This window comes from Verrucosispora sp. WMMA2121, assembly GCF_027460185.1.
In the GTDB taxonomy this organism is placed as follows: domain Bacteria; phylum Actinomycetota; class Actinomycetes; order Mycobacteriales; family Micromonosporaceae; genus Micromonospora; species Micromonospora palythoicola.
Genome location: NZ_JAPZBH010000006.1, coordinates 3227981 through 3252886, shown reverse-complemented (window position 1 = coordinate 3252886; position 24906 = coordinate 3227981). Strand labels below are relative to the sequence as shown.

The window sequence follows — 24906 nt, the reverse complement described above, 5'->3', positions numbered from 1 at the left end:
CGGTCGGGCGCGAGACGGTCGGCACGGGCTACCCCGGCACCGGCCGGACAAACGCCACGAAGGGCCAACCAGCCGATGCCGCCACCGGATGGCAGGCTGAGCGGATGGAACCGACACCGCTGCTGATCGTGGACGCGGCGAACGTGGTGGGCTCGCGCCCCAACGGCTGGTGGCGCGACCGGGCCGGCGCCACCGCCCGACTACGCGACACGCTGGCCCCGTTGGGTGGCCGGGGACTGCCACCGGACCTGCCGCCACCGGTCGAGGTGGTGCTGGTGGTGGAGGGCGCGGCCCGCGACGTGCCCGGGGTCGAGGGCGTGCGAGTGGTCTCCGCCGCCGGTTCCGGCGACGACGCCGTGGTTGATCTGGTCGCCCGGGCCGGGCAGCGCCGACGGGTGGTGGTGACGGCCGACCGGGAGCTGCGGGAGCGGGTCACCGGGTACGGCGCCGAGGTACGCGGGCCACGGTGGCTGACCGACGGTGGCGGTGGGTGAGCGCCCGCCCACCGGTCCCACGAATCGGACCAGGGGCGTCTGTGGTCGACAACCGGTCAGCGGGGCAGGAACACTGACAGGGCACGTGCTTCGTCCCCTACCGGCATAGGCTCTAATGGAGTCCTCCCCGCCCCCAGGAGGTTCCGCGTGGCGAGCGTCGCCGAGCTCAAGGCAGCCATCGATGTCGCACTGCAGCAGATCGGTGACGGCCAGAGCGCCGTGCAGGCCGCCGGCGAGAAACTGGCCGAGGCGCAGCAGACCCTCGCCGGGGCGCTGGAGGGCAGCGGTCACACCACGGTCGAGGCGGCGCAGGCGTCGCTGACCCAGGCCAGCCAGGAGCTGGAGGAGTGCCTCGCCGCGACACTCGTCGCGGTCGAGCAGGCCCAGCAGTACGTCTCGACGCTGTAGGGGCGGGCGTGTCCATCGTCGAGGAGGTCGGTGCGCAGGTCCGTGCCGCCGCCGAGGAGTTGCCGCTGGGCCTGCTCGGGCAGGCGCTGGAGAAGTTCGGGCTGGCCAGTGAGCGGCTGCGCTGGGTGCGTCAGGAGTCGGCCAACCCGATGGGAGTGCCGGAGCTGTCCAGCGCCACCGAGCACGCGGAGACCGCCGGCTACGCGTTGCGGCTGGCCCAGGAGCAGCTGACCGCGTACCTGGCCGCGATCGGGCTGGCGCCCGACGGCGCGCCACCGGCCGCCGGGCAACCCGAGCGGCGACCGGCGCACGACGCGGCCGGCGCGGCCGAACCGGTGGTCGCCGCGCCGGAGCCGGCCGGCGAGGTACGGCTGCGCCGGTGGTGGTCGGTGCGGGTGGCCGAGCTGACCGGCGGTCGGGAGGGCTCGGCGGAGCAACCCGACGAACGCATCGCCGACTCCCGGGAGCTGCTGAACCGGGTGGTCCGCGGGGTCCGGGCCGGTGACCGGGACCGGCTGCACCGCGACCTGCGCGGGGCGCACGCCGACGTCGGTCTGGGGCTGGCCGCCGTGGCCCCGCCGCTGCTGCGCGACCTCGCCAGCGAGCTGCTCGGTCATCCGCCGCGCGGCGACGACCTCGCCCGGCTGCACCGCGAGCTGGACGGTCGGGTCCGCGACCTGCTGCCCGGCCTCCCGGCCCCGGTGCTGGACACCCTGCTCAGCCGGGTCTGCCGGATGCCTCCACCGCGCCGGGGCGAGGGCGAGCAACCGCACGCCGCCGACCCGGCGGTCACCGCCGGCGTGCTCACCGGCGTCCTGCTCGACCGCCTCGGCCGCGACCTGCCGGCCGAGGGCACCGGCGGCGCGGGTGGCGCCCGGCCAGCCAACGGCGGGACGCCCGGCCCGGCCGGACGGGTCGGCGAGCCGGGTCGCGGCAGGCGGCCGGAGCCCGCCCGGTCATCCCGGCCGACCGGTGCCGGGGACGGCCGGGACGGACCGTGGTCAGGGGCACCGTCACGGCCCACCTCCGGCGACGGGTCCGGCGGCCGGCCGAGGCGCGGGATCGATGGCTGACCGGCGCAACCAGCTGGTCACCCGCGTCCGGGAACTGCTCGCCGAGGCACTCGGCGCGTCCCGGGAACGGTCGGCCACGGCACAGGTCACGCTCACCGCCGCCCGCGACCGGGCGGTGCGGGTCCGGCGGGCCGCCGCCGGCGTGCCGGAGCGCGTCGGCGCCGAACGCGACCGCCGCCTGGCCGAGATCGACTCCCGGCACGGAGCGCGGTTGGCGGTGCTGGCCCGGGAGGCGGCCGAGGCCGCCGCCCGGGAGGCGCCCGGCGCGGGCTCGGCGAACTGGCCGGACTGGCGACCCACCCCGGCCGGTCGGGCCGAACCGCCGGGAGCGACCCGGATCGGCACCGTCCGGCTGGCCGGCACCGAACCGGTGCCGGCGCTGGTGCCGCTGCTCGACGCCGGGCACGTGCGGCTGGACGGCGACGCCGACGGCTGTGCGGCCGTGGTCGCCGCGTTGCTGCTGCGCAGCCTGGGCCGGGCGGCACCGGGCAGTGTCCGGCTGGTCGGCTACGACCCGGACCGGCTCGGTGGCGGGCTGGCCGGATTCGCCCCGCTGGGTCCGGCCGGGTTGCTCACCTTCGTCGGTCCGGGTGGTCTGGGCCGGCTCCTGGACGACCTGGTGGAACAGATCCGCCGGATCAACGAGACCGTGCTGGCCGGCGAGCACGCGTCGCTGCGCGACCTGGCCGCCGCGACGGGACGACGCCCGGAGCCGTGGCGGGTCGCGGTGCTGCTCGGCGGGGACGAACTGTCCCGGCACGAGCGCGGCCAACTCGACCGGGTGGTACGCGCCGGGGTGGCCTGCGGCGTACACCTGATCGTGCGGGGTGTGCCGGTGCCCGACGGCCCGGCGGTCACCCGGGTGACGGTGACCGCCGACGGCGCCCGGATCGACAGCCTGGCGGTGCGGCTCGACCCGCCCCCGCCGGCCACCCTGGTCACCGAGACCTGCCGGGACATCGCCTCCGTGGTCAGTGCCGGCCCGGCGCCCACCCCGTTCACCGACCTGCTGCCGCCGGCCGACCAGATGTGGCGGGAGGACTCGGCGAGCGGGCTGACCGCGCCGATCGGTGAGGGACCGCAGGGCCGCCCGGTGCTGCTCACCCTCGGCGACTACCCGCCACACGCGTTGATCGGCGGACCCTCGGGCACCGGCAAGACCAACCTGATCTTCGCCTGGATCGGGGCCCTCGCGGCCCGCTACTCCCCCACCGAGCTGGAGTTCTACCTGCTCGACTTCAAGGAGGGGGTGTCCTTCGCCCGGTTCGCCAAGGGCCGGCGGGACCCGAGCTGGCTGCCGCACATGCGGCTGGTCGGCATCAACGTCAACACCGACCGGGAGTTCGGCCTGGCGCTGCTGCGCTTCCTGGCCGAGGAGTTGCGTCGGCGGGCGGACGCGGCCAAGAAGCACGAGGTCACCAAGCTGGCGGAGCTGCGCGCGGTGGACCCGACCGGGCACTGGCCCCGCATCGTCGCGGTGGTCGATGAGTTCCAGATGCTGCTGGCCGGCCGGGACGCGGTCGCCCGGGAGGCGGCCGACCTGCTGGAGGACCTGGCCCGTCGCGGCCGCTCCCAGGGCATCCACCTGGTGCTGGCCTCGCAGGACGTACGCGGCATCGAGGCGTTGTGGGGTCGACCCGCGCTGGTGGCCCAGTTCACCCTGCGCATCGCGCTGCCGAAGGCGCTGCGTATCCTCGCCGAACGCAACGACGCCGCCCAGTCGCTGCCGAAGTTCCACGCGGTGGTGAACGCCGAGTCGGGTCTGACCGAGGGCAACCAGGTGGCCCGGATCCCGTCGGCCAGCGACTGGGAGACGTGGAGCGACCTGCAACACCGGCTGTGGCGGATGCGTCCGGCCGACGCTTCGCCCGCCCGCCTCTTCGACGGCGACGCCGTGCCCCGGCTGGCCGACGCGCCGGACTTCCGGGCGCTGCGGGCGCCGGAGGTCGGTACCCCCCGAGGTCCGGTCGCGCTGCTCGGCGAGATCATCGACGTGCAGGCCCGCTCGGCGGTGCTGCGCCTGCCCCGGGCACCGGGCCGCAACCTGGCCGTCCTGGGTACCCGGGTCGACGAGGCGTGCGCGGTGCTGGACGCCGCGGCCCGCTCGCTGGCCCGACAACACCGTCCCGGCAGCGCCCGCTTCTCGATCGCCTGCCTGGACCCGGACGCCGACCCCGCGGCCCGGGCCCTCTACGAGGATCTCGCCGACGACGCCGCCTGGTACGACGAGGAGACCGTGGCCGAACTGATGGCCGAGACCGCCGAGGCGCTGGGCGCGCCCGGTGCCACCGGCGCACCGCACTATCTGCTGCTGTTCGCCGTCGACGCGGCGGCCGGGACGCTGGCCGTACGCGCCGGACGGGCCACCGGGCTGGAGAACCTGCGCCGGATCCTGCACGACGGTCCCGAGCGGCGTACCCACGTGCTGGCCTGGTGGCGCGGGGTGGCCCGGATGCGCGCCGACCTGGGCGGCACCGGCGCGCGTACCGATCAGATCGGCGCCTGGGTGGCACTCGACACCCACGGCGGAGAGCTGGGCCCGTCGCTGTACCCGGGCAGTGGTGGCCCGGACTGGTATCCCCGCCCGTGGCGTGGGCTCTTCTTCGACCGGGCGGTGCACCGGACCGGGCAGACCATCATCCCCTACGGACCGGCCCGATGAACGAACCGGTCACCAGCCAGACCTACGCGGCCCAGTTGCGCCGGCTCGCCGAGCTGACGACCCGGGTGCGGGAGCAGCGCGAAGAGGCGCGGACGTGGTACGAGCAGCAGTGCGCGGCGGCGGACCGGGCGGTGGCCGAGTCCGCCGACGAGGTGAGCCGCGCCGAGCGGGAGCTGGCGGCCGCACGCGAGGCACAGGAGCGGGTGGACGCCGAGGTGGCGGTGCTGTGGCAGGAGCTGAACGCCCGGCTCGGCGGCGGTGGGCGACGGGCCGGGGCGCCGCCGGCCCCCGCGCCGGATGCCACCGGCGACCCGGTCGCCCTGCTCGACGGGGTGCGCGATCTGCTGCGCCGTACCCGTCAGCCCGGTGAGCTGCCGGGCAACGTCAACCCGCTGCTGGCGCTGTGCGGCGTCGGCGGCGCACTGCTGGCGTACGCGCTGGGTGCCGTCGCCCGCGCCCTGGGTACCCGTAACGACGGTGACCTGGCCGTCGGTCTGCCGGTGCTGGCTCTGGTGGTGACGTTGCTCGGTCCGGTGCTGGGTCTGATCCCGGCGCGCGTGATCGCCGACCGCCGCCACGCCGTGCTCAGCCCCCGCCCCGTTCTCATCGTCGTCGTCGCCGGCCTCGTCACCACCCTGCTCCTGCTGACCCTCCCCCTCCCCTGACCGCCCCGGCGCCGTCAGGCGGGGGTGAGGGCGGCTTCGCGGAGCAGGCGGCGGGTGAGGGTGAGGCGGTCGGCGTCGGTGTCCAGGCCAGGGAGGTCGCCGACGCGGATCGGCGGGCCGGCGAGCAGGGCACGGACGGCGGGCCCGCACTGCGCGGGCAGGGTGACCGTACGGTCGAACAGGCGCAGCGCCACCCGGTCGCCCTCGGTGACCAGCTGCCAGCGCAGACCCGCCCGGGCGGTGACCCGACTGTCGGCGGTCAGCGCGGTGATCGCGGCGGCCTGGGCCAGCGGCCGGATCGGTGCCGGGCGCGACGCCGGCCAGGCTCGCTGCCGCAGCCGGGCGGCCACGTCGGCCGGGTCGGCCCGCAGCAGCCACTCCCGCAGCGCCTCGACCGTCTCGGTCAGCTCCGGTTCGATGGCGTCCGGGTCGGCCACGTCGGTGCCGAACGGCAGGGTCGCCCGCAGTCGCTGATCCTCGGCGGCCAGGGCGAGCAACTCCTCGACGAGCGCGTACCGGGTCAACGCCCGGACGCCGACGGTCAGGTGCAGCGAGCTGGACTCCTGCGCCTGGGCGCTGTGCAGCCACCCCCGGGGCAGGTAGAGCGCGTCACCCGGCTCCAGGACCACGTCCAACGCGGCCGCTCCCTGTGCGGTCGCGGCGACCTCGTCGGCGCGGCCGCCCCACGGCTGCCGCTCCAGCGGGTCGGGCAGCACCGGCGGGTGGATCCGCCAGTGCTTGCGGCCGTCGACCTGGAGCACGAAGACGTCGTGGGTGTCGTAGTGGGTGGCGAAACCCTGACTGTCCGGTGGGGTCAGGTACGCGTTGACCTGCAACGGCTGCCGCACCGCCAGGCTCAGGTCCCGGGTGAAGTCGATCAACGCGGGCCAGGTGCGGTGCAGACCCTGCAGGACCAGCGTGGCGCCGTCGGCGTACAGCTGGAGGATCTTCTCGTCGAGGACCTGGTCGTCGATCTCGGCGCCGGCGCCGCCGCCGCCGGTGTACCGCGCCGCCGGCAGCACCTGGCCGTCCCTGGCCACCCGCAGGAACGGGGTACGCAGACCCCGCCGGCTGAGTAGTTCGTCGGCGTCGGCCGGGCTGAGCAGGTCGGTGAAGCCGTCCGGGTTGGGCAGTTCGACGGCGCGGGACAGCAGCGGGGTACGCCCCCAGTGTGCGGCGGCGAACTTGGCCGCCTCCACGCTGACGCAGCGGGCCAACGCGGCCGCGGCCGAGGTCCGCTCGGCCGGCTCGCCGAGGTCGGACGAGACGGCGGCCGGAGACGGAGCCGCCGGGCGGCCGTGGCCGCCCGGCGGATCGAGATGCGTCATGGCGATCCGTTACCGGGCCGCGCCGTCGGCGCCGCCGTCCTGCTGACCCGGGGTCGCACCACCGTCGGCCGGACCCTCGGCACTACCGTCCGCGCCGCCGTCGTGCTGGCCCGGTGTGGCACCGCCGTCGGCCGGACCCTCGGCACTACCGTCCGCGCCGCCGTCGTGCTGGCCCGGAGTGGCACCGCCGTCGGCCGGGCCTTCCGCCCCGCCGCCGCTGGTCGTCTGCATGTCGTCGTCGTTGAGTGGCATAGTGCTCCCTCGGATTGACCCGCCCCCGCCGCCATTGGTCGGGTGCGTCCTGCCGCGGGTGGTACCCCGCTCCCGATCTTCTCTAACCCCACCTCCTCCCACCGTAATCGTCCGAACCATCCGGCATGACCGGTTCGCCGTCGCGGGCGGGCCGGCGGCTCGGGTGGCAGGATTGGTCGAACACTGCGACGGAGGTGCCGATGACCGAACCACTGGAGGCGGTGACCGAGGACTGGCAGCGGGCCCTGGCGATCGTGGCCCATCCGGACGACCTGGAGTTCGGTGCCGCCGCCGCCATCGCCCGCTGGACCGGGCAGGGCAAACACGTCGTCTACTGCCTGGTCACCAGCGGCGAGGCGGGCATCGACGGGATGCCGCCGCCGCGTGCCCGGGAGGTACGCGAGCAGGAGCAGCGGGAGTCGGCGGCCCTGGTGGGCGTGGACACGGTCGAGTTCCTGGGCCTGCCCGACGGGGTGCTGGAGTACGGCGTGCCGCTGCGCCGGGAACTGGCCGCCGTGGTCCGTCGGCACCGCCCGGAGATCGTCATCACCAACAACTTCCGGGCCACCTGGGACGGGGCGGACGTACTCAACCAGGCCGACCACATCGCGGTGGGCCGGGCCACTCTGGACGCGGTCCGCGACGCCGGCAACCGTTGGATCTTCCCCGAGCAGCTGGCCGACGGCCTGGAACCGTGGGGTCGGGTACGGCAGGTGTGGGCGGCCTCGTCGCCGCGTTCCGGGCACGGTGTGGACACCACCGACACGTTCGACCGGGGGGTCGCGTCGCTGCTGGCCCACGAGGCGTACCTGACCGGGCTGGGCGACGGCAGTTTCGACGCCGAGGAGTTCCTGGAGGGCGGCGCGCGGCCGGTCGGTGCCCGGCTGGGCGTGCGCTACGGCACCTCGTTCGAGGTGTTCCACTTCGACCTCTGGTAGGGCCGATCGTGATCCTGGTCGGCACCTCCGGCTGGCAGTACCGCGACTGGCGGGACCGCTTCTATCCCGGCGGGCTACCCCAGCGGGCCTGGCTGGAGCACTATGCCGACCGGTTCGCCACGGTCGAGGTGAACAACGCGTTCTACCGGCTGCCGGAGCGGGAGATCTTCGCCGCCTGGCGCGCGCGTACCCCCGGCGACTTCTGCGTGGCGGTCAAGATGAGTCGTTACCTGACCCACATCAAGCGGTTGCGGGATCCCGCCGAGCCGGTGGCCCGATTCCTGGGCCGGGCCACGGCGCTGGGCGACCGGCTCGGCCCGGTGCTGCTGCAACTGCCACCGACCCTGCGGGCCGACCCACCGGCGCTCGACGCCACACTGCGGCTGTTTCCGTCGTCGGTGCGGGTGGCGGTGGAACCACGGCACGTCTCCTGGTGGACCGACGCCACCCGGACGGTGCTGGAACGGCACGACGCCGCGCTGGTATGGGCCGACCGGCACGGCCGACCGATCGCCCCCCGCTGGCGGACCGCGGGATTCGGGTATCTGCGCCTGCACGAGGGCCGGGCTCGCCCCTGGCCACACTATGGACGTACCGCACTGGCCTCGTGGGTGCGCCGGCTGACCGAGGCGTTCGGCGACGACGAGACGGCGTACGTCTACTTCAACAACGACCCCGGCGGCGCGGCCGTCGCGAACGCGACCACCTTCGCCGGGCTGGCCGCACGTGCCGGTCGCCGGGTCAGCCGGGTGCCCGAGCCGCCGGCCCGGTGATCCGGACGCGCCGAACCCGCCCCACGACGGGGCGGGTCGCCACGGGCGCGGGTCAGGGCATGATCCGGGCGAGGTCGGTGGGCATGGTCGCCTTGACGTCCTCCCACTCACCCTGCGTGATGTGCCGGCGCAGCGTGTCCAGCACCACCTGGACCACCCGCTGCGGGCCGCCCGCCACGTCGTACGGGAAGCCCTGGCGGACCTCGTAGAGGAAGTCGTCCCGGTTGAGCTTGATCGGCACGTTCTGCGGCTGCCAGCCGTCGAAGTAGATCCCCCGCACCACGACCGGCAGTTGGGCGGAGAACTCCACGCTCTCCTGCACCGGCATCCGGTCGCGCAGCAGGTGCAGCACGGTACGCAACGCGGCGTACGACTGGTTGCGCTGCTCCTTCGGCCACCCGTACGCCTGCTCGATGTCCTTGAGGATCAGATTGGTCTTGTCCATCGAGGATTCGATCGCGGACTGGAACTGCTCAGCCATCTGTCCACCCCCGTAGGTCGGTCTCCCACCGTCGGTCGTCCTGACGTCGCGGCGGACCCACCGGGCCGCGGCGGTACCGGATGGGACTGCTCCATCCGACCCGCGACGTCCGACGGGTGTGCCCGGCCGCTCCGACGACGTGCAGCACCGCGTCTCGTCGTCGGTGCGCTGCCACCCGAACCGTCATCGCCAACCACCTCCGTGGTGTCGCTTCCGCACGGACCATCGCCCGAGCACCACGCCGCTGCCACCATGCTGCGCACGGACCAGGTGAGTCGCCGTCACCCCACCCGGGTGAGAACCGGCCCGCGCGCTACCACCGGACAACCGCACTACCACCGGACAACCGCCGGCCGGGTCGGTGAGGTGCCGGAAAGCAACAGTCACCTGCCGTAACGTCGTTCGCTTGACGGCGACCCTCACGCTGGGTGATTGCCTGGTCGTGGGTGCCTACTGTCCTCACGCGCCCTTTGCTCTGCTTCAACCGACGCAACGGCCGGTGAACTGGTCAGACGGGGCAGTGCACCAGAGGGGTCGCCGGCCAGGTCGGTACGGAGAGTAAACCTGTGCGTCGGTTGAAGCAGAGCAAAGGAAGCAGGGGGAGGGTCTGGTCGGGCATGGCGGCTACGGAAAGTGTCCGCCCGCCGCGTCGCAGGCCGGCCGGTGGCTCCGCCGGTCCAGCCGGCGCTTCCGCATACTCGACGCTGGTCGGCGGGGGGCGGGGGCGGTCAGCCGGTCTCACCCAGCAGCGCCTGGAGTTGCTGGGCGTTGGTCTGGGCGTAGTCGCGGTAGCAGTTGTTCATCAGGACGTGGGTCTGTTCGGTCTCGCCGGCCAGTTCCCGGAGCCTGGGTGCCCAGTCCTTGAGTTCCCGCGCCGAGTAGCGGTAGCCGAACTTCTCGTGGATGTCCTTGCTGGTCCACTTGTCGCTGTGCCCGTGGAAGCGCGCCACCGCGAGGTCCGAGGTGGCGGCCAGCACCGGCGGGATCGACGAGCGGTGCCCCTGGGGCATGTCCACGCTGACGTACGCGAGCCGGTGCTCGCGCAGGAAGTCGAGGGTCTCGGTGGCGTTGTCGCCGTCGAACCAGGAGGCGTGCCGGAACTCGAAGACCGGACGCAGCGGCGCACACCGCCGGGCCACCTCCAGCAGGTACTGCTTGTTGTCGCGTCGGATGGTGAACCAGGGCGGGAACTGGAACAGCAGCGCGCCGAGCTTGCCCGCCTCGACCAGCGGGTCCAGGGCGCTGAGGAATCGGGTCCACACCTCCTCGTACGCCTGCGGCGGCAGGTCGTCCGGGTAGAGGTTGCGCTTGTCGGTCTCCGGCCGCAGGTCCTTGTAGATCGCGCTGACCTTGGTGGGGTGGCCGGTGAGCAGGCTGAACGCCTTCACGTTGAAGGTGAAGCCGGCCGGGGTGCGGTCGGCCCACAGCCGGGCGGTGCGCTCGGCCGGCGGGGAGTAGTAGGTGGCGTCCACCTCGACCACCGGGAACTGGCGCGCGTAGTAGGCCAGCCGTTTCTCCGGCGTGTCGGCCGTCTGGGGGTACCAGCCGGAGTCCAGCAGGGTCCGGTCGGTCCAGGACGCGGTGCCCACCTTGATCTCACCCATGGGTGGAGTCCACCGTGTCCCGGACCGGCCGGCAACCGTTTCGGGTCAGGCCGCCCGACGCTCGCGCGTCTGCTTGCAGGTGACGCAGGTGGTGGCCGACGGGAAGATCTCCAGCCGCTCCACCGGGATCGGCGCGGTGCAGCCCTCGCAGAAGCCGTAGGTCCCCTCGGCCAGCCGGGCGAGGGCGTGTTCGTACTGGGCGCGACGGTCCAGGATGGTCCGCAACAGCGACTGCGCGGTGTCCCGCTCGGCCGTCTTGGTGCCGCTGTCGGCCTGGTCGTCGCCGGCGGTGTCGCCGACCTCGACCAGCCGCAGCACCTGGCTCTGCTGCACCGCCTGCTGGTACTCCTCGGTCAGCTCGTCGTGGCGGGCCTGCAGGGAGAGCCGGATCTGGTCGGTCTCCGCCTGGGATCGGCCGGTGCCGACCGTGTCGTGGACGAGCATCGCTGCCTGCCTTTCCTGGGCCTTACGGTCACCACGGGTGGGTCGGTCCGCACCCGGTCAGCCCACCCAGGTCATCGCACCCGGGCGCTGTGAGCCCCGCGTTTACCCCCGTCGCCGACGGCTCAAACCGGCCCGTCGCCGGATTCCACGAACGCCGGACGACGTGGGTCGTCGACCCGGACCACCACGTCGGCGAAGCTGGCCGGGGCGACCTCGGCGGCGTACCGGTCGAACGCGGGCAGGGTCCAGGCCAGCGCGGAGTCGGTGCGCCGACGTAGCGCGGCGGACGACATCTCCAGGTGTACGACGACGTCGAAGATCAGCCCACCGCCGAGCAGGAACGCACCGCTGACCAGCACCACCCCGCCGGCGGGCAGGTCGACGTACGCGGCCCGGCTGGCCCGGTCCGTTCGGGCGTCCCACAGCGAGGGCAGCACCCTGCCGGGCCCGTCCGGTCCCGCCGGGTCCAGCACCTCGCGCCGCAGGCCGGCCTCGTCCACCCAGCCCTCGTAGTACGAGTCCGGGTTGGTCCGACCCCGTTCCAGACGCAGCGGCGCGGGGCGCAGGAAGTCGTCGGTCCGCACGTGCAGCACCGGGTGACCGAGCGCACGCAGTGGATCGACCAGGGCGTCGGCGAGGTGGTCGGGTCGGGCGGCGGGGGCGCCGTCCACCGCGACCCGCAGCCGGCCGGTCGACACCGCGCCGGCCAGCCGCTCGGCCAGTTCGCCGACCAGCAGCGGTGGAGAGATGGGACGCACCCGCATCCGACCATGGTGCCCGCTGGTCGACGACGCCGCCGCACTCCCCCGCCGCCCGGGCCGGGCGGTGATCGCACCTCGGGTCCGATGGACTCGGCCGAGCGCCGGGGCCGGGCGGCGCGACGGGCGTCAGCCGGTGCGGTCGAGGGTGACCCGGGCGTCGTCGGCCAGCCGGTAGCCGACGCCGTAGACGGTGGTGACCAGCGGAACGTCCACGCCGACCTTGCCGCGGAGCCGGCGCACGTGTACGTCGACCGTGCGTACGCCGGCGTGCTCGTAACCCCAGACGGCGTTGAGCAGCTGGAGCCGGGTGAAGACCCGACGGGGATTCGCGACCAGGTGCAGCAGCAGGTCGAACTCCAGCCGGGTCAACGGCAACGGCTCGCCGTCCCGCAGCACCGACCGGGACGAGGCCAGGATGTGCAGGGCGGGAATGGCCGGAGCGAGCTGCCGCGACGGCGTGCGGCCCGCCGGCACGGTCTCGGCGCGACGTTCCGGCACCACCGGGCCGACGGTGGTGATGGTTCCCTCGCCGCACTCCAGCATCTCCCGTGCCGCGTCGAGCAACCGACGCGCGGCCGGCGTCAGCGACTCCTCACACGCCAGCGGGATGGACAGGGTCACCGTGAGCACCGGAGCGGCGGTGTTGACCGGACGGCGCTGGCCGCCGGGAGGTCGACCGGGCACCGCAGGTTGGGACGTATGCCATCCGGCGCGCGACGAAGCGGGGCTGACCGACATGGTCCTCCTTGGCTGGTCCGGGTGTTCCCCACGGCCCCGGGACGCCGCTCTATCGATGCTTCCCGGCGCCCATGCGAGGGTCAAGGGGCGGCTGCGTTGCATGAATGTGACAATTGACCGACACATCGGAGCCGTCCGCTCGCTCTGCGTACGAGGCCAGATGATTACAGCAGAGTCGCCAAGTTGACCTGATACGGGGGTGGTCCATTACCGTTCGCGGCCTTCGGGGCGGGATGTCCGCACCCGCCCCGACGTCGACTGTTCGCGCTCCCACGCCGGCAACCGTCACGCGGACGGGACAGCGCTTGGGAGACGGAGGTCGGTCACGATCACTGGTCGGCCGGTGGGCGCGAGTGGTACGCCGCCGCCGACTAACCTGGACCGGTGAGCGACGAACTCGACGCCGAGACCCTGGAATTCGCGCACCGGATGTTCGACCTGGCGCGCGACGGCGCGACCACCGAACTGGTCGGGTACGTCGACGCGGGGCTGCCGGTCAACCTGACCAACCAGAAAGGTGACAGCCTGCTGATCCTGGCGGCCTACCACGCCCGCCCGGAGACGGTGCGCGCGCTGCTCGACCGGGGCGCCGACCACTCCCGCGCCAACGACCGGGGACAGACGGCGCTGGCCGCGGCGGTGTTCCGCAGCAACGCCGAGGCGGTACGCGCACTACTCGACGCCGGCGCCGACCCCGAGGGCGGCAATCCGTCCGCGGTGGCCACGGCCGAGTTCTTCGACCTGCCGGAGATGCTCGCGATGCTCCGCTCCGGCTAGCCGGCTACGCTCTGGCCTCGATGAGGAAGCGGCGGGCGTGGGCCACGAACGGACCCTCGACCCGGATCCGGTCGTGCAGTCGCCGCAGCGCCGGTCGGTGCGCCGCCACCGTGAAGCCGGGCACCGTCCAGATCACCTTACGCAGGAACCAGACCACCGCACCGATGTCGTGGAAGACCGTCCGCAGCGTCACCTCGCGCAGGTCGACCACGGTCAGGCCGGCCGCCCGGGCGGCCGCCACCGCGTGCTCCGGACGGCGGTGCTCGGGCGGTGGCAACGGACCGAGGATCGCCTCGCTGAGTTCGCGGACCGTACCCGGTCCGATCTGCTGGGACAGGAACGTACCGCCGGGGCGCAGCACCCGCGCCACCTCGGGCCAGTCGGTGCGCACCGGGTGCCGGCTGACCACCAGGTCGAAGACGGCGGCCCGGAACGGCAGCGGCGCGTCACCGGCCACCGCCACCACGCTCGCCCCGAGTGGCGCCAGGTTGGCCCGCGCCACCGGCACGTTCGGTGGCCACGCCTCGGTCGCGACCAGTAGCGGGGGCGGGTGGGGCACCTCGGCCAGCACCTCTCCCCCACCGGTGTCGATGTCCAGCGCCGCGCGGACGCTCGCCATCCGCGCCGCCACCAACCGCGCGTAACCCCATGGTGGACGCTCCTCGGTGGCCCGCCCGGCGAGCCAGTCGAACGCCCACCCATCGATCGGGGCGGCGGCCCCCTCGGCGATCAGATCCTCGAAACTCGTCTCCCGTGGCACACGCCTCAGCGTGTCCGGCCCGGCCTGTCACGGCAACGCCTTATCCGCCGCCCCCGGTCCGGAGGCCGCCGGGCAGTCGGGCCTACGGGCGCGGACGTACGATCTCGGCGGTGGGGGCGTCCAGGCCGCGGACGATCCCGGCGCCGGTCGTCTCGGGCGGGGTCGCCTCGAAGTGGCGCATCAGCCGCGCACCGAGGTGTACGCCCACCCCACCGACGGCGAGGCCGAGCACCTCGACGACCAGCAGCGCCGGGGTGGCTCCACGGTTCGTCGCATCGGCCCGCACCAGGCAGGAGAGCAGGAACAGCCCGGCCATGCCGGCGTTCACCACGTTGAAGCTGATCGCTGTGTGGCGGGTGCGGTCCGGCGGCACGTCCCACAGGTCGACCATCCCGGCCACCGCGGTCAACGCCGCCGTCACCAGGGCGGCCACCGCCGTCCAGTAGCCGACCTCGCCGAGGAAGACCGGGCCACCGACCACGTCGGCGAGGTCGAAGATGACGGCACAGACGAAGAGCCCGTACGGAAATGTCACAAGCATCGGTTGGATGGAGTGTCCCTGCACCCGCAGCCGGCTCTGCATCCTGTCCCCCTGGATAGGCTCACCTCGTCAGCCCAGGGTGCTACCCGCACGCCACGCGGGCGAAACGACACGCCCCGCTCAGTTGTCCCGGGGCCGGGAGACGGTGCTGACGAGCCGCTCCGCCACCTCCCGCAGCGGTATCGACAGCGACGCCGCCGCGCCACGCAGGACCTCCAGGGCGTCCGGCGCCGGGCAACCGCGCTGGGTCATGATGACGCCGACTGCCTGGCCGATGACGCCGTCGTTGAGCAGGGCGAGATCCTGCTGCACCGTCAGCGCGGCACGCCGCTCCCGGTCGCGCACCGCCGCCAGCAGCAGGCCGGCGTGTTCGGCGAGCAGCATCGCGGTCAGCTGGTGACCCGGGGTCAGCGCGTCGGGTTCGGCGGCGTACAGGTTCACCGCGCCGATCACCTGGTCGTCGATGTCGACAGGTGCCGAGATGACCCCGCGTACGCCCAGTTCGTGAGCTCGGGGCGTCCAGTCCGGCCAGCGCGGTTCGCCGTCCAGTTCCGCCGCGCCGACCATCTCCCGGCGGCGGATCGCGTCCAGCGCCGGGGTGTCCGGGCCGCACCGCAGGTCGTCCAGCCCACTCAGCCGGGCGTCGGAGGCGGCCACGCCGGCCGGCTCGCCGGCCCGCAGGGCGGTGAACCCGCACCAGGCGACGCCGGCGAGGGCGTCCCGGGTGATCCGGACCAACGCGGACAGCGCCGCGTCGAAGTCGTCCACGGCGATCAGACCGGCGGTCAGTTCCCGCAGCAGGGCGGCCGTCTCCAGCACGCCGAGCGGCTCCGCCAGCGGGGTACGCGTCTCCAGGTTCACCGGCCCGCGGCTCCCGTACGCCCGGTCAGCCTCGTCACCCGTCTCCTCCTCGGCGGGGCTCCCGCGCTGGAGCCGCCTTCGACATCACGATCCGCCCTACTACCCCCGCCGACAACGGTCGAAACGGCGCAAAACGGGGCCCCTCCCAGGGTACGGGTGCGCCCGGGAGGGGCGTGCCGGACCGGACGGGTCAGCGGGAACCGGCCCCGCTGAGCCGTCGCCCGACCGAGGCGATCAGCCGGTCCAGCTCGGAGCCGAACGGGTTGTCGTGTACCAGGTACGTCCAGGTGGCGCTGGGGCGGACCAACTCCGCCGCGTCGGGCTCCCAGTCCTCGTCGAACTCGGTCTCGGCGAACGTCGCGAGGGTCCGCGCCTCGATCGCCGGTACCAGTTCGGTGAACGCCGGCACCGCGGCCCGGTGGAACTCGTCGAGCGGGTCGAGCCGGCCCAGGGCGCGCAGGTGCACGCCCTCGCGGACCTCCGACAGCTCGGCCAGGTGCGACGCCCACAGCCGGTCGAGGTGGTAGAGGGCGATCGACCGGGCCACCTGGGCCAGCAGGTCCTCGTCCATCTCGCCGGCCTTCTCCGGCATCTTGTCCAACAGCATCAGGGCCGCGACGTCGCTGGTGAGCAGCCGTTCCCGCCGCTCGGCGAGGGCCTTGCGCTGCTGCTCGATGACCACGCTGTACCGCCAGGTGTTGCGGTGGATCTCGTGGTTGACCCCCTCCGCCACCCGCTGGGCGTGCTCGACGGCGTAGTCCACCTGCGCGTCGGTGACCAGACCGTCGGCGTTCATCCGGGGCGACGGCGGCACGGTGTCGCCGGCGTGCCGGACGACCAGGTCGTCCTCCAGGCTGACGAAGAAGACCGACCCGCCCGGGTCGCCCTGGCGACCGGCCCGACCACGCAGCTGGTCGTCGACGCGGCGGCTGTCGTGCCGGCCGCTGCCGATCACGTAGAGGCCGCCCAGCTCGGCAACCCGCTCCCGGTCGGACTGGTCGCTGCCGCCGAGGCGGATGTCGACGCCCCGGCCGGCCATCTGGGTGGAGACGGTGACCGCGCCGTACGCGCCGGCCTCGGCGATGATCGCCGCCTCCTCGTCGTCGTTCTTCGCGTTGAGCACCACGCAGGGCACCCCGGCGGCGTTGAGCCCGGCCGCCAACTGCTCGGACTCCTTGACGTCCAGCGTGCCGACCAGCACCGGGCGACCGTCGGCGTGGCAGCGCCGGATCTCGTCGATCAGCGCCTCCTCCTTCTCCGCCCGGGTGGCGTAGATGCGGTCCGGCTCGTCGACCCGCACGCACGGGGTGTTCGGCGGGATCACCGCGACCTCCAGGCCGAAGAACTCCCGCAACTGGTCGCCGACGAGCACGGCGGTGGCGGTCATGCCGCAGACCATCGGGTAGAGCCCGACGTACGCCTGCACGGCGATCGTGCCCAGCACCTCGCCCTCGGCGGAGGCGTCCAGCCCCTCCTTGGCCTCGACCGCCGCCTGGAGGCCGTCGGGCCACCGGCGACGCTGGGCGACCCGACCCCGCATCTCGTCGATCAGCTCGACCGTGCCGTCGCGGACGATGTAGTCCACGTCCCGGTGCAGCAGGGCGTGCGCGTGCAGCGCCACGTTGACGGCGGAGAGCTGCTCGACGTTCTCCTCGTCGTACAGGTCGATGCCGAGCTTGGCCTCGACGGCGGCCAGGCCGGCGGAGGTGAAGGCGACACTGCGGCCGTCCTCGGCCACCGTGAAGTGCCGGCCCTTGCGCAGGCCGCGCACGAGCGCGGCGGCGGCGTGCACCGGGTCCTGCTCGCCGGGCACCGAGCCGGCGAGGACCATCGGCACCCGGGCCTCGTCGATCAGGATCGAGTCGGCCTCGTCGACGATCGCGGTACGCAGCGGCCGCTGCACCCGGTCCTCGATGTCGGTGACGAGCTGGTCGCGGAGGAAGTCGAAGCCGGCCTCGCTGACCGAGACGTAGGTGACGTCGCAGGCGTACGCGGCACGGCGCTCGAGCGGGGTGGACGCCTCGTTGACCCAGCCGACGGTGAGGCCGAGCAGCGTGTAGATCGGCTCCATCCACTGGGCGTCGCGGCGGGCCAGGTAGTCGTTGACGGTGAGCACGTGCACCGGCCCGTTGCCGAGCCGGACGTGTCCGTACGCGGCGATCGCCGCGGTGAGCGTCTTGCCCTCACCGGTGGCCATCTCGGCGACCTTGCCGGAGAGCAGCGACATCGCACCGAGCAGCTGGACATCGTACGGGCGCTGGTCGATGCCCCGGCGGGCCGCCTCGCGACCGAGGGCGCAGATCTCCTCGTAGCTCGACGCCGCGCCGGCCGCCTCGGTGAGCTCGGCGTCGTCGAACGCCGAGATCTCCTCCTCGCGGGCCTCGATGACCGGCAGCAGCTTCTCCAGCGGGGCCAGATCGACCGTGGTCCCCGGGCGCTGGAGGAACCGACGAAACCTGGTCTTCAACCGTTGCGACACACCCATGAGCCGCAACGGTACGCGACCGGAGCGATCTTGAACGTCCCGCCCGCCCTCCCGAATTCGCGCGATCTTGCACCTTCTGTCTCGACATAAGGGGCACGCCGGACATAAAGCCGACCGGAAGTGCAAGATCGCGGAAACCGGGATGGCCGACGAGGCGCAATCAAAGGTTCATCGGCCGGGAACGTGGACGGAGCACGCTTGTGATCAAGCTGGGAGACCGATCCGGTTAGCGTGCGGGGTGCTGGGAAATCCATCTCCCGGTCTTCCCGCCGAGGAGGGGGTGCCTGTGCGCAACGACGAATCTCTGGTCTCGCCGGTGGTGGAGGCCTGGGCCACCTATCGGACCACCTCGGCGGCCGACTGGCCGACCCGACGACTCCTTCGGGCCAAGGGAGACAGCCGGGTCAGTGTGGTGCTGCCGGCGCGCAACGAGGAAGCCACCGTCGGGGCGATCGTGGCGACCATCCGCGAGCACCTGATGGACCGCGTGTCACTGGTCGACGAGCTGATCGTGGTCGACTCGCGGTCCACCGACCGCACCGCGGCGGTGGCCCGCGCCGCCGGGGCCGAGGTGGTCAGCCAGGACGCGATGACCCGCGGGCTGCCCCGGCTGACCGGCAAGGGCGACGCGCTCTGGGCCGGCCTGGCCGCGGCGGAGGGCGACGTGGTGGCCTTCGTCGACGCCGACCTGCGCGAGTTCCGGCCGCACTTCGTCACCGGGCTGCTCGGCCCGCTGTTGACCGACCCGTCGGTCGACTTCGTCAAGGGCTTCTACCACCGGCCCCTGGTCAGCACCAGCGGGGTGGAGGCCGACGGCGGTGGCCGGGTGACGGAGCTGATGGCCCGGCCGATGCTGAACCTGTTCTGGCCCGAACTGGCCGGGTTCGTGCAGCCCCTCGCCGGGGAGTACGCCGGCCGCCGGGAGGTGCTGGCGCGGGTGCCGTTCGTCTCCGGCTACGGCGTCGAGACCGCCATGCTCATCGACCTGCTCGAACTCGTCGGGCTGGACGCGCTGGCCCAGGTGGATCTCGGTGAGCGCAAGCACCGGCACCAGGACACCGCCGCGCTGGGCCGGATGTCCGCCCAGATCATGCTCACCGCCTGGTCCCGGCTGCAGCAGCGGGGCTGGGCGAACCCGGAGATGCTGCCCACCGCCCTGCTGACCCAGTTCCGCCGGGGCGGCTCGGACGCGCTGCCGAACCTGGACCGGGAGATCGTGGTCAACGACGTCGCCGTGGCGGAACGACCACCGCTCGCGCAGGTGCGGCACCAACTGCCGCGACGGCAGGTCGCCGCGGCCTGAGGTGTCCGGCCTCACCGTGGCGTTTCACCGGGTGAGGGGCCGGGTACCTGCCAGGCTGCGACATCGCCGAGACGAGGGTGGAGATGGCGAGCCGGATCACCTGCCAGGTGCACGACGGAGCACAGGTCACCGTCGTACGGCTTGCCGGCACCCTCGACATGATCTCGATGCGCGAGGTGTACGCGCACCTGGAGAGGTGCCTCGCCCGGCAGCCCGACGCGCTGGTGGTCGACCTGGCCGAGTTGGCCGTGCGCGACCAGTTGGCGGTGTCCGTCTTCGCCGCCGCGGCGCGTCACGCCGCGGACTGGCCGGCGGTGCCGCTGGTGCTCTGCGCGCCACACCCCGAGGCGGCCGCCCTGCTGGCCGGGTCGACGGCCTGCCGGGTGGTGCCGATGCGGGACGACTGCGACGAGGCGAGCCGATTCGCGGGCGCGGCCGCCGTGGACCGGCTGCGGCTGCGCCTGGACCCGGTGGCGGCGGCCTGCCGGCGAGCCCGGGAACTGGTGGCCGACGCGTGCGCCCGGTGGAACCTGCCCGATGCGGTCGGTCCGGCCTCGGTGGTGCTCAGCGAGCTGGTCGGCAACGTGGTCCGCCACGCGGGTACCCCGATGCAGGTCACGGTGACCCTGCGGCGACCCTGGCTGCACCTGGCGGTGGTCGACGGCAGCAGCGCGGCGGCCCGGCCCGGCCCGGCCGGCCAGCGCGACGAGGGCGGTCGTGGGCTGATGTTGGTACGCGAACTGGCCGACCGTTGGGGAAGTGCCCCGGCCGGCGACGGAAAGGCCGTCTGGGCCACACTACCGGCCAATTGACCGAAATTACCGCTCTCGCCTGGTTACATGGTCGGCGGGCTGGGTAGCCACGCCCGTCCTTATCCGTCGTCAACGCAGGTGAGCGCTCATGCCCAAGCGGGTAACCACCGAACCCGGACAGGACCGGGGTCCGGCGATCCTCGCCCCGGCCCGTTTCGGCGGCTATCCCGGACCGCTGCGCAGGCCGCTGCCGGGCGGAAAGCTGGTCAGGTTCCTGGCCACCACCGACCACAAGCAGATCGGCCTGCTGTACCTGCTGACCTCGTTCGGCTTCTTCGTGGTGGCCGGGATCGAGGCCATGCTGATCCGGGCCGAGTTGGCCCGGCCGGGTCTGCAGTTTCTCGCCCCGGAGCAGTACAACCAGCTCTTCACCTCGCACGGCGCGGTGATGCTGCTGCTGTTCGCCACGCCGGCGGCGTTCGGCTTCGCCAACTACATCGTGCCGATCCAGATCGGCGCTCCGGACGTGTCGTTCCCCCGGCTCAACGCGCTGGCCTACTGGCTCTACCTGTTCGGCGGGCTGATGGTGGTCGGCGGGTTCCTCACCCCGGGCGGCTCGGCCGACTTCGGCTGGACCGCGTACACGCCGCTGAGCACCGTCGAACACTCCCCCGGGGTCGGCGCGAACATGTGGGTGATCGGCCTGGTGGTGTCCGGTCTGGGCACCATCCTCGGCGCGGTCAACCTGATCACCACGATCCTGACCCTGCGCGCGCCGGGCATGACCATGTTCCGGATGCCGATCTTCACCTGGAACATGCTGTTCACCAGCGTGCTGGTGATCCTGGTCTTCCCGCTGCTGGCCGCCGCGCTGCTGGCGCTGAGCGCCGACCGGCTGCTCGACGCACAGGTCTACAACCCCGACACCGGTGGGCCGATGCTGTGGCAGCACCTGTTCTGGTTCTTCGGCCACCCCGAGGTCTACATCATCGCGCTGCCGTTCTTCGGCATCATCACCGAGATCATCCCGGTCTTCTCCCGCAAGCCGATCTTCGGCTACACCGGGCTGGTGCTGGCCACCATCGCCATCACGATCCTGTCCATGGCGGTGTGGGCGCACCACATGTTCGCCACCGGGCAGGTGCTGCTGCCGTTCTTCAGCATCCTGAGTTACCTGATCGCGGTGCCGACCGGGGTGAAGTTCTTCAACTGGATCGGCACCATGTGGAAGGGCCAGCTGACCTTCGAGACGCCGATGCTGTTCGCCATCGGCTTCCTGGTCACCTTCCTGCTCGGCGGGCTCACCGGCGTGCTGCTGGCCAGCCCACCGGTGGACTGGCACACCCACGACAGCTACTTCGTGGTGGCCCACTTCCACTACGTGGTCTTCGGCACCGTGGTCTTCGCGCTCTTTGGCGGCTTCTACTTCTGGTGGCCGAAGATGACCGGTCGCCTGCTCGACGAGCGGCTCGGCAAGCTGCACTTCTGGACCATGTTCATCGGTTTCCACGGCACCTTCCTGGTGCACCACTGGCTCGGCAGCGAGGGCATGCCCCGCCGGTACGCCGACTATCTGCCCAGCGACGGGTTCACCACGCTGAACACGATCTCCAGCGTCTTCGCCTTCGTACTCGGCGCGTCCACCCTGTTCTTCATGTGGAACGCCTGGAAGTCCTGGCGCTACGGCGCCGAGGTGACCGTGGACGACCCGTGGGGCTTCGGCAACTCCCTGGAATGGGCCACCACCTGCCCGCCGCCGCTGCGCAACTTCGACCGGATGCCCCGGATCCGCTCCGAGCGTCCCGCGTTCGACGCCAAGTACGGTGAGCTCGTCTCCGACCTAGGCCGCGACCTTCCACAACGGACCACGAAACCCCCGCAGGACTTCCGCGAGGAACTGCACATGGAGAAACACGTGTCCGAGTCGCCGGCCGCCGAGGGCGCGCACGGCGCACGCGAGGCGGAGGCGTACCAGCCCGCGCCGCAGTCCGGCGCCCGGCCGGTCGACGTGCCGGAGCCGGAGCAGGTACGCCGGCCGAGCTTCGAGGAGACCGACGAGCCGGAGGAGAACCCGTTGGGCGCGCAGCGCGACCCGCAGCCCAACGACCGGTGGCGGCATCCGCGCGGGCCCGGGGACACCCCGGAGAACTGACCGGTCGGCCGGGTACCACTCGGGGCGGCACCGGTCGATGCCGCCCCGACGACGTTCGGTCGACCGGTCAGCGGCCGCGAACCGGAGCCACGGCGCGCGTCTGGTTGGCCGCCTCGGACTCGCCCGGACCGTTCTGCCACGGTGGCGGCGCGTCGGCGAGCATCGCCTGGCGCAGCCAGGTCAGCGCCCTCGACAACAACCGGGACACGTGCATCTGGGAGATGCCGAAGCGGGCGGCGATCTCGGCCTGGGTCTGATTGCCGTAGAACCGCATGGCCAGGATCCGCCGCTCCCGCCAGGGCAGCCGGTGCAACAGGCCGCTGACGGTCACCCGGTCGTCCACCGACTCCAACGCGATGTCCGACTCGCCGACCAGGTCGCCGAACTCCGCCGAACTCTCCCCGCCGACCGGCGCGTTGAGCGACGCCGGACTGTAGCCGGCCGCCGACTCCAGCGCGGCGAGGATCTCCTCCTCCGGCGTCTCCAGGCGTTTGGACAGTTCGGCCACCGTGGGTGCCCGGGACAGCTCACTGGTCAGCGCCGCCGTCGCCTGTCCGACCTCCAGGATCAGATCGCGCAGCCGGCGTGGCACGTGCACGCCCCAGGTGCGGTCCCGGAAATGCCGCTTGATCTCACCCACGATGGTGATCGCCGCGTACGCGGTGAAGGAACCACGTTCCGGGTCGTACCGGTCGACGGCGTTGACCAGCCCCAGGCGGGCCACCTGTTCCAGATCCTCCAACGGCTCGCCGCGCCCCCGGTAGCGGCGGGCCAACCGGCCCGCGAACGGCAACGCGAACCGGACCAGGTCGTCGCGGGCCTCCTGGCGTCGCTCCGGCGGCAGCCCTTCGATCCGTGCCGCGTACGCCAACGCCGCGGCGTCGAGGTCCTCGAGCCCCCGATCGGTGGTTGGTGGTGTGGTTGTGGTGGTCTGTCCGAACATCCGCGCCTCCCTCGGGAAGGACCCCGCCCGGATTCGCCGACACCGGGCACGCGCGTAGGCACGCACGGGCCTGTGACTGGGTTACGTGACTGGGATGCCAGCGGGCGACGGCGCCGCGCCACGCGAGGTGATCAGCCTGTCGCAGCCGGCGGTGTTCCCGCTCCGTAGGTACTCAATCACGGGATCGCGGGTTCGCGAGGATGTTTCGTCAGCCCGGTCTCAACAGATCAGCAGGCCGTGGTGACCGCCGCCGTCACGCAGCGCGGCCAGAGCCTCGCCGGTGGCCAGCGGCGCCGGACTGGGCAGGTCGTACGGCTGGGCGCGGAGCACCTCGGTGGCTCTGCGGGTCGGCACCGAGGTGACCGGGTAGCCGCGCGCCGCGGTGCGGTCGAGGGCCCGCCGCCGCCGACCGAAGCCGGCGACCGCCAGCCACTGCGGCAGGCCGGCCAGCGCCGGCGAGCGTACGCCGGGCGGCTCCGGCAGCACGTCGACCGAGGTGAACGACTCGCTGCCGGCCAACCACCACTCCACCTGCTCGACGCTGCGCCGGGTGGCGTTCTCGCACCAGTACGGCACCAGCCCGGCCCGGAGCACCTGCCAGGGGTCGAGCAGCCGCCCGCACTCCACCACCAGGCGGTCACCGGTCTTGCCGGCGGCCCGCAGCCAGCGCCGGTACAGGTCCGCCGTGGCGGCGCTGAGCGCGGCGGGCGTGGGTACCAGGATCTGGTGCAGCGGATGACCGTGCCGGGCGGCCCAGTCCCGTACACCCCGGTCGAAACCGGACTCCACGCCGTGCTCGGCGGCGGCCGGCGGGGCGGCGATCTCCGGCGGTTCCCAGCGTTCGCTGTCACCGCCGGCCGCGCGCAGCACCTGCCGCAGCGCGTGGCTGTCGGGATGGAAGTCCACCGGGTTGAGCCCGCTGGCCGGGCAGCCGAGCTGGAAGCTGTGTCCGTCGGCGGCGTCGACCACCGGCCAGGTCCGGGTGTCGCGCAGCATCAGCACCGGGGCGCCGGGGGCCAGCCGGTCGGCCAGGAAGCTGCGGTACGCCGCCGGCAGCGCCCGCCAACGGCCGGTCAACGCCACGGTCGCTCCGGCCAGCGCACCCCGGCTGGCCGGGCAGTGCACCTGCCGCACGTGCAGGTCGGGACTGCCGGCGAGCACCCGGCCGGCGAGCGCCGCCCCGTGATCCAGGGCGGCGCGCGGCCGGTCCACCGCGCCCTGCGGCCAGTGCGCGATCATCTCGAAGCCGGCGGGCAGCCAGGGCATGCCCAGCGCCACCGCCAGATGCGCGACACCGCCGTGCGGGGAGCCCAGCAGCGCCCCCGGATAACGGCGTCGCGGGTACTGGTCGACGAACCACCGGGCGACCCGCCCCGCGTCGACCTCGGCGGCCTGCCCGGCGGTCAGGGCGGTCCGGCCGGCGGACCGGATCGCCGCCGCCCGCCGCACCGGGTCGGGCGTGCCGGCGAACCGGGACACCGGTCCGGCGTGCCCGAGGTCGGCGCAGTCGCTGCCGCTCAGCGCGCGGGCGATGGCCGCGACCAGGATCCGGGCGGTGCTGCCGGCCGCGACGACGCGGTCACCGGCCATGCCGGCGCCGGCCGCCGTCAGTCCCGGGCGCACCTTGCGCACCGGTCCCACCTTCCCTCGATCGCTCACCACGCGGCCCGGCTTCCCGCCACGATGCGGGTTAAACAGGGCATCTCCCCAC

At 73.1% G+C, this 24906-nt stretch carries 24 protein-coding genes; 11 read left to right on the top strand and 13 right to left on the bottom strand.

Going from position 1 to position 24906, the window contains the following annotated elements; all coding sequences use genetic code 11:
* Window positions 1-104 precede the first annotated feature (104 nt).
* The 5 genes from O7605_RS23565 to O7605_RS23545 all read left to right on the top strand — a co-directional run bounded on the left by O7605_RS23565 (window position 105) and on the right by O7605_RS23545 (window position 5302).
* Window positions 105-494 (top strand): hypothetical protein, encoded by a 390-nt coding sequence (locus O7605_RS23565; RefSeq protein ID WP_269741173.1) that lies wholly within the window; start codon window positions 105-107, stop codon window positions 492-494.
* Between the two features lie 147 nt (window positions 495-641).
* Window positions 642-902 carry a hypothetical protein gene (locus O7605_RS23560; protein WP_092379879.1) on the top strand — a complete coding sequence of 87 codons (261 nt, stop codon included), beginning with the start codon at window positions 642-644 and terminating at the stop codon, window positions 900-902.
* 8 nt (window positions 903-910) lie between these two features.
* Window positions 911-1975 (top strand): hypothetical protein, encoded by a 1065-nt coding sequence (locus O7605_RS23555; protein ID WP_269741172.1) that lies wholly within the window; start codon window positions 911-913, stop codon window positions 1973-1975.
* Window positions 1968-4637 (top strand): FtsK/SpoIIIE domain-containing protein, encoded by a 2670-nt coding sequence (locus tag O7605_RS23550; protein WP_269741171.1) that lies wholly within the window; start codon window positions 1968-1970, stop codon window positions 4635-4637. The genes O7605_RS23555 and O7605_RS23550 overlap by 8 nt, the downstream gene beginning before the upstream one ends.
* On the top strand, window positions 4634-5302 hold the full coding sequence (locus O7605_RS23545) for a hypothetical protein (protein ID WP_269741170.1): 669 nt from the start codon (window positions 4634-4636) through the stop codon (window positions 5300-5302). Before O7605_RS23550 ends, O7605_RS23545 begins: the two co-directional genes overlap by 4 nt.
* A gap of 14 nt (window positions 5303-5316) precedes the next feature.
* Here O7605_RS23545 and O7605_RS23540 read toward each other — a convergent pair whose 3' ends face one another.
* Together O7605_RS23540 and O7605_RS23535 are read right to left on the bottom strand one after the other, a co-directional pair.
* A complete protein-coding gene (locus O7605_RS23540; protein ID WP_269741169.1) occupies window positions 5317-6630 on the bottom strand; it encodes a cupin domain-containing protein in 1314 nt (437 codons plus the stop codon).
* A 9-nt stretch (window positions 6631-6639) separates the two neighbouring features.
* Window positions 6640-6882 (bottom strand): hypothetical protein, encoded by a 243-nt coding sequence (locus O7605_RS23535; RefSeq protein WP_093402782.1) that lies wholly within the window; start codon window positions 6880-6882, stop codon window positions 6640-6642.
* Window positions 6883-7082: 200 nt separating this feature from the next.
* Here O7605_RS23535 and O7605_RS23530 point away from each other — a divergent pair, with 200 nt between their 5' ends.
* Window positions 7083-7820 (top strand): PIG-L deacetylase family protein, encoded by a 738-nt coding sequence (locus O7605_RS23530; RefSeq protein ID WP_269741168.1) that lies wholly within the window; start codon window positions 7083-7085, stop codon window positions 7818-7820.
* Between the two features lie 8 nt (window positions 7821-7828).
* Window positions 7829-8593, top strand: a complete 765-nt coding sequence (locus O7605_RS23525; protein ID WP_269741167.1) for a DUF72 domain-containing protein — start codon at window positions 7829-7831, stop codon at window positions 8591-8593.
* A 52-nt stretch (window positions 8594-8645) separates the two neighbouring features.
* On the opposite strand, the gene O7605_RS23520 is transcribed toward O7605_RS23525, so the two are convergent.
* The 5 genes from O7605_RS23520 to O7605_RS23500 form a co-directional block, all read right to left on the bottom strand.
* Window positions 8646-9074 carry a DUF2267 domain-containing protein gene (locus tag O7605_RS23520; RefSeq protein WP_164447248.1) on the bottom strand — a complete coding sequence of 143 codons (429 nt, stop codon included), beginning with the start codon at window positions 9072-9074 and terminating at the stop codon, window positions 8646-8648.
* A 728-nt stretch (window positions 9075-9802) separates the two neighbouring features.
* The gene (locus O7605_RS23515; protein WP_269741166.1) at window positions 9803-10678 is read right to left on the bottom strand and encodes a DUF72 domain-containing protein; all 876 of its coding nucleotides are present in this window, start codon (window positions 10676-10678) and stop codon (window positions 9803-9805) included.
* 45 nt (window positions 10679-10723) lie between these two features.
* Entirely contained in the window at window positions 10724-11122 is a 399-nt protein-coding gene (locus O7605_RS23510) for a TraR/DksA family transcriptional regulator (RefSeq protein WP_093402778.1), read from the bottom strand.
* 122 nt (window positions 11123-11244) lie between these two features.
* Entirely contained in the window at window positions 11245-11886 is a 642-nt protein-coding gene (locus O7605_RS23505; RefSeq protein WP_269741165.1) for a uridine kinase, read from the bottom strand.
* Window positions 11887-12009: 123 nt separating this feature from the next.
* Window positions 12010-12621 (bottom strand): winged helix-turn-helix domain-containing protein, encoded by a 612-nt coding sequence (locus tag O7605_RS23500; RefSeq protein ID WP_269741164.1) that lies wholly within the window; start codon window positions 12619-12621, stop codon window positions 12010-12012.
* 384 nt (window positions 12622-13005) lie between these two features.
* On the opposite strand from O7605_RS23500, the gene O7605_RS23495 reads away from it, so the two are divergent.
* Window positions 13006-13398 carry an ankyrin repeat domain-containing protein gene (locus O7605_RS23495; RefSeq protein ID WP_269741163.1) on the top strand — a complete coding sequence of 131 codons (393 nt, stop codon included), beginning with the start codon at window positions 13006-13008 and terminating at the stop codon, window positions 13396-13398.
* Between the two features lie 4 nt (window positions 13399-13402).
* On the opposite strand, the gene O7605_RS23490 is transcribed toward O7605_RS23495, so the two are convergent.
* The 4 genes from O7605_RS23490 to secA2 all read right to left on the bottom strand — a co-directional run bounded on the left by O7605_RS23490 (window position 13403) and on the right by secA2 (window position 18045).
* The gene (locus O7605_RS23490) at window positions 13403-14158 is read right to left on the bottom strand and encodes a class I SAM-dependent methyltransferase (protein ID WP_269741162.1); all 756 of its coding nucleotides are present in this window, start codon (window positions 14156-14158) and stop codon (window positions 13403-13405) included.
* 82 nt (window positions 14159-14240) lie between these two features.
* Window positions 14241-14741, bottom strand: coding sequence for a DUF2231 domain-containing protein (locus O7605_RS23485; protein WP_332317146.1), 501 nt, complete (start codon window positions 14739-14741; stop codon window positions 14241-14243).
* 78 nt (window positions 14742-14819) lie between these two features.
* The gene (locus tag O7605_RS23480) at window positions 14820-15560 is read right to left on the bottom strand and encodes a GAF and ANTAR domain-containing protein (protein ID WP_269741160.1); all 741 of its coding nucleotides are present in this window, start codon (window positions 15558-15560) and stop codon (window positions 14820-14822) included.
* A 190-nt stretch (window positions 15561-15750) separates the two neighbouring features.
* Window positions 15751-18045: an accessory Sec system translocase SecA2 gene (secA2, locus tag O7605_RS23475; protein ID WP_269741159.1), complete on the bottom strand. Its 2295-nt coding sequence runs from the start codon at window positions 18043-18045 to the stop codon at window positions 15751-15753.
* A gap of 319 nt (window positions 18046-18364) precedes the next feature.
* Between secA2 and O7605_RS23470 the strand changes: the two genes are divergently transcribed.
* The 3 genes from O7605_RS23470 (at window position 18365) to ctaD (ending at window position 22252) form a co-directional block, all read left to right on the top strand.
* Window positions 18365-19348: a glucosyl-3-phosphoglycerate synthase gene (locus O7605_RS23470; protein WP_269742728.1), complete on the top strand. Its 984-nt coding sequence runs from the start codon at window positions 18365-18367 to the stop codon at window positions 19346-19348.
* An 83-nt stretch (window positions 19349-19431) separates the two neighbouring features.
* On the top strand, window positions 19432-20160 hold the full coding sequence (locus O7605_RS23465) for an ATP-binding protein (protein WP_269741158.1): 729 nt from the start codon (window positions 19432-19434) through the stop codon (window positions 20158-20160).
* An 88-nt stretch (window positions 20161-20248) separates the two neighbouring features.
* The gene (ctaD, locus tag O7605_RS23460; protein WP_269741157.1) at window positions 20249-22252 is read left to right on the top strand and encodes an aa3-type cytochrome oxidase subunit I; all 2004 of its coding nucleotides are present in this window, start codon (window positions 20249-20251) and stop codon (window positions 22250-22252) included.
* 67 nt (window positions 22253-22319) lie between these two features.
* On the opposite strand, the gene O7605_RS23455 is transcribed toward ctaD, so the two are convergent.
* Entirely contained in the window at window positions 22320-23195 is an 876-nt protein-coding gene (locus tag O7605_RS23455) for a SigB/SigF/SigG family RNA polymerase sigma factor (protein WP_164447257.1), read from the bottom strand.
* A gap of 219 nt (window positions 23196-23414) precedes the next feature.
* Window positions 23415-24785 (bottom strand): hypothetical protein, encoded by a 1371-nt coding sequence (locus tag O7605_RS23450; protein WP_269742727.1) that lies wholly within the window; start codon window positions 24783-24785, stop codon window positions 23415-23417.
* Between the last annotated feature and the right edge of the window lie 121 nt (window positions 24786-24906).